The sequence below is a fragment of the Streptomyces sp. NPDC057271 genome (assembly GCF_042668715.1).
GTDB lineage: Bacteria > Actinomycetota > Actinomycetes > Streptomycetales > Streptomycetaceae > Streptomyces.
In genome coordinates this window covers 25,982-33,119 of sequence record NZ_JBHUYJ010000009.1, presented here as the reverse complement: position 1 = coordinate 33,119, position 7,138 = coordinate 25,982, and the positions used below count along the sequence as shown (strand labels likewise).

Sequence of the window (7,138 nt, the reverse complement as noted above, 5' to 3'; positions counted from 1 at the left end):
GCACCGACCCGACCAGCACCGCCCGGGGGGGGGGGGCGGGGGGGGCGGGGGGGCGGGGGCCCCGCCCAGCCCCGGGGCGGGGCCCCCGCCTCTTCCCGGAACCCTGCCGGGGACGGGTGCGGGCTGATGAGGCCCTCGCGCCCCGCCCCCTGAGAACGGCCGCTTCGCGCCGTGCGTCCCAAGGGGGCCGTGCGTCCCAAGGGGCGTGAGGGCTGCACCCCACCCCGGACAAGCCTGAGACCGGGCCGTGCCCCGAGGGGCGCGGGGCCACACCGGCAGCCCGGAGAGCGGCGCCTTCGCAGCACCGGCCCCGGGCGGCGGGGGCTATGACAGGAAGTCCCGGGCGATGTCGGATGCCACCTGTTCCAGGAGCGGGCCCGCGTTGGCGATGGACTTGGCCGGCTCGGGTTCGAGATCGGTCAGGGGGTAGGCGCGGCGGATGCCGGCCTTGCCGAGGGCCTCGGGCGGGAGGGCCAGGCGGCCGCAGACCGCGACGACCTCCTTGCCCGCCGCACGCGCCGCCGCCGCGACGCCCGCCGGGGCCTTCCCGTGCAGGGTCTGCTCGTCGAGCGAGCCCTCACCCGTGATGACGAGCGTGGCCCGCTCCAGCGCCGGGGCGAAGCCCAGGACGTCGAGCATCAGCTCGATGCCGGGGCGGAAGCTCGCGTCCAGGCCGACGAGCGCCCCGTACCCGATACCGCCCGCACCGCCCGCACCGGGCGCCACCGCGCACTCCGACGCCCTGGGGCCGATCGCCTTCTCCAGGACGGTCACGAAGTGCGCGAGCGCCGCGTCCAGTGTCTGGACGTCCTCCGGCGTCGCGCCCTTCTGCGGACCGTAGACCGCGGGCGCGCCCTTCGGCCCGGTGAGCGGGTTGTCGACATCGCTGGCGAGGATCAGCTCGACCGAGGCGAACCGCGGGTCGAGGCCCGACAGGTCGGCGGAGGCGAGGGAGGCCAGCGCCGCTCCGCCGGGTCCGACCGGCTCGCCCGTGCCGTCCAGGAAGACCGCGCCGAGCGCGGCCAGCATCCCCGCGCCGCCGTCCGTCGTCGCGCTGCCGCCGACGCCGAAGACGATCGTCGTGGCGCCCGCGTCCAGCGCGGCGCGCAGCAGCTCGCCCGAGCCGTACGTCGTCGAGGTCAGCGGTGCGAAGACACCCGCCGGAAGCAGCTGGAGGCCCGAGGCCTCCGCCATCTCCACGACGGCCGTGGTGCCACGCAGCGCGAACGCCGCCGTCACCGGCTCGCCGAGGGGCCCGGCCACCCGTACCTCACGGCGTTCGAAACCGGCCGCCACGGCGGCCGCGACCGTACCGTCGCCGCCGTCCGCAACCGGCAGGGTCTCCACGTCCAGCTCCGGGACGACCCGTCGCAGACCTGCTGTGACCCGCTCCGCGACCTGTACGGCCGTGAGCGAGCCCTTGAACTTGTCGGCCGCGACGAGTACGCGTGCGACCTCAGTTACTGCTCCGTCCGTCACCCTTGCATCCCTTGCTTTCGAACGTGCAGTCGCGCCGGGGCCGAGCCTATCCGCACGTTCGGACGGCGTGCCACTCCCTGATGCGGCGATATTCCCTCCCATAGTGGGGCACCATGAGCACGGAACCGATCGATCAGCAGCCTCCTGATGTCCCACCGGGCGAGACCGGCGCTCCCGACATGCCGGTCATCAGGATCGGCATCGGCGCGGTGCTGGCCGTCGTCGCCTGGGCCTCGCTGGGCAAGGACTCCTTCGCCGACGCCTCCTCGACAGCACTGGGGTGGGTCCTCGACAACTTCGCCTGGCTGTTCGTGGTCGCCGCCGACGTCTTCCTCGTGCTGTGCCTGTTCATCGCCTTCAGCCGCTTCGGCCGCATCAGACTGGGCAAGGACGACTCCGAACCGGAGTTCACCAATCTCGCGTGGATCGCCATGATGTTCAGCGCGGGCATGGGAATCGGTCTGATGTTCTACGGAGTCGGTGAGCCCCTCCAGCACTACCTCACCCCGCCCCCGGCGAGCGGTGCCGAGGCCCGCACACCCGAGGCGGCGCTGTCCGCGATGGAGTACTCGTTCTTCCACTGGACGCTGACACCGTGGGCGATCTACGCCATCGCGGGCCTCGCTCTCGCCTACGCCGGGTTCCGCAAGGGCCGTGGCAACCGCCTCAGCGCCGCCTTCACCCCCCTCATCGGCGCACGCCGGGCCGTCTCGTGGCAGGGCAAGGTCATCGACCTGCTCGCCGTGTTCGCGACCGTCTTCGGCACCGCGACCAGCCTGGGTCTCGGCGCCCTGCAGGTCGCCAAGGGACTGAACATCACCACCGGGATCGAGGACGACCTCTCGACCGAGCTCGTCATCATCGCGGTGCTCTCGGCGGCGTTCGTGCTGTCGGCGTTCTCCGGGCTGCACCGCGGCGTGAAATGGCTGTCCACGACGAACATCGTTCTCGCCGCGTGCCTCATGACCTTCGTCTTCCTCCTCGGGCCGACGGTCTACATCCTGGACACGATCCCGTCGTCGATCGGCGGCTACCTGGACCAGCTCCTGCCCATGGCGACCCGTACCGGTGCCTTCACCGACTCGGCCTGGCTCGGGGCGTGGACGATCTTCTACTGGGCGTGGTGGCTCTCCTGGGCCCCGTTCGTCGGCACGTTCATCGCGCGCATCTCGCACGGCCGGACGATTCGCGAGTTCCTCATGGGTGTCCTTCTGGTGCCCAGCGGTGCCACGGTCGTCTGGTTCTGCGTGATGGGCGGGACCGCGATCCGGCTGGACTCCACGGGGGCGGTCGACATGGCCGCCGAGGTGGCGGACGGCGTCGAGGCGTCCCTCTTCGGAATGCTGGACGCCCTGCCGATCGGCACGGTGACCTCGGTGATCGCGATGATCCTCGTGATGACGTACTTCATCACCAGTGCGGACTCCGCATCGCTGGTGATGGGCTCCCTGACGAGCCGCGGGGCCCTGCACCCGCCGACCTGGCTGGTGGTCGTCTGGGGCGTCCTGATGGCGGGGGTGGCCGCGGTTCTGCTCGTCGTGGGCGGACTGGACTCGCTCCAGACGGCCACGATCCTGGTGGCGCTGCCCTTCGTGCTGGTGATGCTCGCCCTCTGCTGGGCGCTCCTGAAGGAGCTGCGCGAGGACCCGGGTGCGGGCGCGCCCCGTCATCACCCGCTGCACGGCCTGCGGGACGCGGTGCGGGCGATCATGGGCGACACGGTCACGGATCAGAGCGCCTCGCGCCATCACCGGCTGCGACGGGCGGCGAGGTCGAGGACGGAGTCGGAGCAGGACGGTGACGGCTGAGGGAACGCCGCACGGACCACGAGGCCCCGCCCTTCGGCCCGGTGGACGCCGGGACACGGGCGTGGAGCGCCGAGGGACGGGGCCCCGGACGCTCCGCCGACCGGACACCGGGTGGGGCCGGGAGCGAGGACGGCGGGGGCGCGCGGGGGCGTGTTCGGCGCGCGCCGGGACCGGGGATTCGGTACACCGGACGTATGGCGCTCACGCACGGCGAACTCGCCGACCGCATCCTCGGCGGCTGGACCGGGCGGATCGCCGGGAACATGCTCGGCAAGCCCGTCGAGCGGGGCGACCACTGGACGCCCGAGCACATCGACCGGTACCTGCGGCTGACGGACGCGCTCCCGCTCACCGACTACCTGCCCCCGCCGCCCGCCGATGTCGCGGGGTTCGAGCTGCGGCCCGAGTGGCCGCGGTGCGTGCGCGGGCGGATCGACGGAAGCTGCCGGGACGACGACGTCGACTACTCCGTCCTGGGCCTGCACCTCCTGGAGACGCACGGTTTCGCGTTCACCACCGAGCAGGTGGGCGAGTTGTGGCTGCTGCGGCTGCCGTACCTGCAGACCTTCACGGCCGAGCGGACGGCGTACCGCAACCTCGCGAACGGTCTGAAGCCGCCGCTCACCGCGACGTACGACAACCCGCACCAGGAGTGGATCGGCGCGCTGATCCGGGCGGACGTCTACGGCTGGACCTCCCCCGGTGAACCGCGCCGCGCCGCCGCGCTGGCGCGCCGCGACGCGGTGCTGTCGCACACCGGCAACGGCGTGTACGGCGCGATGTGGGCGGCCGCGCTGATCGCCGCCGCCTTCACGGCGCCGGACGTACGCGCCGCGCTGGAGACGGCGCTGGAACGGATCCCGGCGAGCAGCCGCCTCGCGCGCACGGTGCGTCACACGATCGCGCTCCACGAGGCGGGCGTGGAGTGGTCCGCCGCACTCGCCGAGCTCGCGGAGCGGACGAGCGGGCTCGGCTGGATCCACACGATCCCCAACGCGGCGGTCCTGACGGCCGGTCTGCTGTACGGCGGCGGCGACTTCACCACCACGATCGCGCTGACGGTCCGCGGCGGCCTGGACACCGATTCCAACGGGGCGACGGCGGGCTCGGTGGCCGGGGTGCTGTGCGGGGCGGCGGCGATCCCGCCGCAGTGGTCGGAGCCGCTGCGGGACCGGGTGCGCAGCGCCGTGTTCGGCTTCGACGGGGTGCGGATCAGCGAGTTGGCGGAGCGGACACTCCGGCTCGCTACGCTGACGGAATGACGACGACCGACTACGCCACGTACATCGCCGGCCTTCCGCGTGTCCTCGCCGGTGCCGCCGCACTCTTCAGGGACGCGGCGGGCCGCGTCCTGATCGTCGAGCCGAACTACCGCGAGGGGTGGGCGCTCCCCGGCGGCACCATCGAGTCCGACACGGGCGAGACGCCCCGTCAGGCCGCGCGCCGCGAGACGGCGGAGGAGATCGGCCTCGACCTGGAGCTCGGGGCGCTGCTCGCGCTCGACTGGGCGCACGGCGCGGGGCGGCCTCCGATCGTGGCGTACGTGTACGACGGCGGGGTGCTGTCCGACGAGCAGTTCGCGGCGATCCGCCTGCAGGAGGACGAACTGCTCTCCTGGAAGCTGATCGAACCCGCCGAGGTGCCCGACCACCTCCTGGGCGGTCTGGGGTCGCGCGTCCTGGCGGCCCTCGACGCCCTCGGCTCCGGCCGTGGCCCGGTCGAGCTGGAGAACGGACGCCCCGCCGCCGGGTGACCCCGGATCTCTCAGGCCGCTCCCCCGCCGCCGTGGCCACCGTCGCCCCGGCCGGCGCCACCGTCGCCGCCCGCCGCTCCGAACCGGGCGAGCCGGTCGGCCAGGTCCGGCGGCCAGAGGGCCTCCTCGGCCGCCGCCAGCTCCTCGGGGCTCCACCAGCGCCCCAGCTGGATGCGGTCCGCCGCGTGCGCGGCCGCGAGGTCTCCGGCGAGCTCGCGGCGCGGCCCGTACGCCACGTAGATGTGTTCGTGCTGGCGCACGGGGACGCCGGCGCGGGTGAAGTCGTGCTCCCAGGTGCAGAGCAGCTCGCCGGGTTCGATCCCCTCCCAGCCGGTCTCCTCCCGTAGCTCGCGTACGGCTCCGTCGCGTGGGCTCTCCCCGGGTTCCAGGCCGCCGCCGGGCATGGCCCAGTGCACGCCGACCTCCTCGTTGTCGTAGCGGAAGAGGAAGACGGCGCCGTCGGGGTCCAGTACGGCGACCCGGGCGGCGCGGCGCGGGGTGCGTCGTGGTGTGTGCATCGGGTCAGCCCTGCGGGGGTTCGGTCGTGAGCGGGTTGCCGCCTCGGGACGGGGCCTCGGCCTCGCGTGTGGCCACCCGGGCCTCCGTGCGGTGTCCCCGGGCGATGTAGTCGCGGACGACGGCCTCGATCGCGTCCTGCGGGTTGTTGACGCCCGCGAGGACCATGACTTCCACGACGAGTTCGGCGTCGAGTTCGATGTTCACCTTGGCCATGGCGCGAACCTAGCACCCGGTGAAATCGGCTCGCGGTGGGTTACTCGGACTGCATACGCTCGTCGTATGACTCTCGTGGCGATTCTCACCGGGGCCGGGGTGTCCACCGACTCCGGGATTCCGGACTACCGCGGCCCGCAGGGCCTCTGGCGGCGGGACCCCGAGGCCGAGAAGCTCGTGACGTACGACTTCTACATGGCCGACCCCGAGATCCGCCGCAGGGCCTGGCAGATGCGGCGGAACAGCCCCGCGCTCAAGGCCCGGCCCAACGCGGCCCATCGGGCGGTCGCCGAACTGGAGAAGGCGCCCGGGGTCGCCGTGCGCGTGCTCACCCAGAACGTGGACGGGCTTCATCAGCTCGCCGGGACGCCGGACCGCAAGGTCGTCGAACTCCACGGCACCGCGAGGTCCGTGGTGTGCACCGCCTGCCACGACCGCTCCACCATGGGCGAGGCGCTGGCACGTGTGGAGGTTGGCGAGGAGGATCCGCCGTGCCGGGTGTGCGGGGGGATCCTGAAGTCGGCGACCGTCATGTTCGGGCAGCGGCTCGATCCGCGGGTGCTCGGCGAGGCGATGTCGATCACCAAGGCGGCGGAGGTCTTCATCGCCGCCGGGACGAGCCTGAAGGTCCAGCCGGCGGCCTCGCTCGCCGGCGTCGCCGCCGAGCACGGGGCCCGGCTGATCATCGTGAACGCCGAGCCCACGCCGTACGACGCGCTCGCCGACGAGGTGGTGCGCGAGCCGATCGGCACCTCCCTGCCCGCGCTCCTGGAGGGGCTCCGCTCCTAGGTCGTGTCGTCGAAGTCTCGCCTGGCCCGCGACGCCACTTCGACCACAGGGCCCAGGCTCCCCAGGGTCTCCGCTAGAAGAGCGCGTCCGGTTCGGCGCCCGACTCGAAGGCCAGCAGCCGCCGTTTGCGGCCCAGCCCGCCGCCGTATCCGGTCAGCGAACCGCCCGCGCCGACGACGCGGTGGCACGGTACGACGATGCTGACCGGGTTCCTGCCGTTGGCGAGGCCGACGGCCCGGGAGGCGCCGGGGTTGCCGAGGGCCTGCGCCAACTCGCCGTACGTGCGCGTCTCTCCGTACGGGATGCGGCGGAGCTGCTCCCACACCCGGAGCTGGAACGGGGTGCCGATCAGCCTCAACGGCAGGTCGAAATAGGTCAGTTCACCGGCGAAGTAGGCGTCGAGCTGGCGGATCGCCTCGCCGAAGGGGCGCGGGTCCGGCTCGCCGAAGGTCTCCTCGGCGGGCCGGTGGCGCTGCTCGGTCATATGGATACGGCTCAGCTCGCCGTCGACCGCGACCAGGGTCAGCGGGTCGTACGGGCTGTCGATGACGGTGTGCCGGACATCGGTCATGGCGGG

8 protein-coding genes are annotated in these 7,138 nt (G+C 72.9%); 4 read left to right on the top strand and 4 right to left on the bottom strand.

Going from position 1 to position 7,138, the window contains the following annotated elements; translation table 11 throughout:
• Positions 1-324 precede the first annotated feature (324 nt).
• Positions 325-1,479: a glycerate kinase gene (locus tag ACFUJR_RS06740; RefSeq protein ID WP_383178586.1), complete on the bottom strand. Its 1,155-nt coding sequence runs from the start codon at positions 1,477-1,479 to the stop codon at positions 325-327.
• A gap of 113 nt (positions 1,480-1,592) precedes the next feature.
• Between ACFUJR_RS06740 and ACFUJR_RS06735 the strand changes: the two genes are divergently transcribed.
• From ACFUJR_RS06735 to ACFUJR_RS06725, 3 genes are all read left to right on the top strand, one after another.
• The gene (locus ACFUJR_RS06735; RefSeq protein ID WP_383178589.1) at positions 1,593-3,287 is read left to right on the top strand and encodes a BCCT family transporter; all 1,695 of its coding nucleotides are present in this window, start codon (positions 1,593-1,595) and stop codon (positions 3,285-3,287) included.
• Between the two features lie 194 nt (positions 3,288-3,481).
• Positions 3,482-4,549: an ADP-ribosylglycohydrolase family protein gene (locus tag ACFUJR_RS06730; RefSeq protein WP_383178591.1), complete on the top strand. Its 1,068-nt coding sequence runs from the start codon at positions 3,482-3,484 to the stop codon at positions 4,547-4,549.
• Positions 4,546-5,040, top strand: coding sequence for an NUDIX domain-containing protein (locus tag ACFUJR_RS06725; RefSeq protein ID WP_383178594.1), 495 nt, complete (start codon positions 4,546-4,548; stop codon positions 5,038-5,040). Before ACFUJR_RS06730 ends, ACFUJR_RS06725 begins: the two co-directional genes overlap by 4 nt.
• 11 nt (positions 5,041-5,051) lie before the next feature.
• On the opposite strand, the gene ACFUJR_RS06720 is transcribed toward ACFUJR_RS06725, so the two are convergent.
• Positions 5,052-5,558, bottom strand: coding sequence for an NUDIX hydrolase (locus ACFUJR_RS06720; protein ID WP_383178597.1), 507 nt, complete (start codon positions 5,556-5,558; stop codon positions 5,052-5,054).
• A gap of 4 nt (positions 5,559-5,562) precedes the next feature.
• Positions 5,563-5,772, bottom strand: a complete 210-nt coding sequence (locus ACFUJR_RS06715; RefSeq protein WP_383178600.1) for a type II toxin-antitoxin system VapB family antitoxin — start codon at positions 5,770-5,772, stop codon at positions 5,563-5,565.
• Between the two features lie 66 nt (positions 5,773-5,838).
• Here ACFUJR_RS06715 and ACFUJR_RS06710 point away from each other — a divergent pair, with 66 nt between their 5' ends.
• Positions 5,839-6,561 carry an NAD-dependent deacetylase gene (locus ACFUJR_RS06710; protein ID WP_383178603.1) on the top strand — a complete coding sequence of 241 codons (723 nt, stop codon included), beginning with the start codon at positions 5,839-5,841 and terminating at the stop codon, positions 6,559-6,561.
• A gap of 73 nt (positions 6,562-6,634) precedes the next feature.
• Here ACFUJR_RS06710 and ACFUJR_RS06705 read toward each other — a convergent pair whose 3' ends face one another.
• On the bottom strand, positions 6,635-7,132 hold the full coding sequence (locus ACFUJR_RS06705) for a methylated-DNA--[protein]-cysteine S-methyltransferase (RefSeq protein ID WP_383178606.1): 498 nt from the start codon (positions 7,130-7,132) through the stop codon (positions 6,635-6,637).
• Positions 7,133-7,138 lie beyond the last annotated feature (6 nt).

What these genes read in the sequence shown, in the direction of transcription:
- ACFUJR_RS06735 (WP_383178589.1), top strand. Translation starts at nt 1,593, where the DNA reads ATGAGCACGGAACCGATCGATCAGCAGCCTCCTGATGTCCCACCGGGC.
- ACFUJR_RS06730 (WP_383178591.1), top strand. Translation starts at nt 3,482, where the DNA reads ATGGCGCTCACGCACGGCGAACTCGCCGACCGCATCCTCGGCGGCTGG.
- ACFUJR_RS06725 (WP_383178594.1), top strand. Translation starts at nt 4,546, where the DNA reads ATGACGACGACCGACTACGCCACGTACATCGCCGGCCTTCCGCGTGTC.
- ACFUJR_RS06720 (WP_383178597.1), bottom strand. Translation starts at nt 5,558, where the DNA reads ATGCACACACCACGACGCACCCCGCGCCGCGCCGCCCGGGTCGCCGTA.
- ACFUJR_RS06715 (WP_383178600.1), bottom strand. Translation starts at nt 5,772, where the DNA reads ATGGCCAAGGTGAACATCGAACTCGACGCCGAACTCGTCGTGGAAGTC.
- ACFUJR_RS06710 (WP_383178603.1), top strand. Translation starts at nt 5,839, where the DNA reads ATGACTCTCGTGGCGATTCTCACCGGGGCCGGGGTGTCCACCGACTCC.
- ACFUJR_RS06705 (WP_383178606.1), bottom strand. Translation starts at nt 7,132, where the DNA reads ATGACCGATGTCCGGCACACCGTCATCGACAGCCCGTACGACCCGCTG.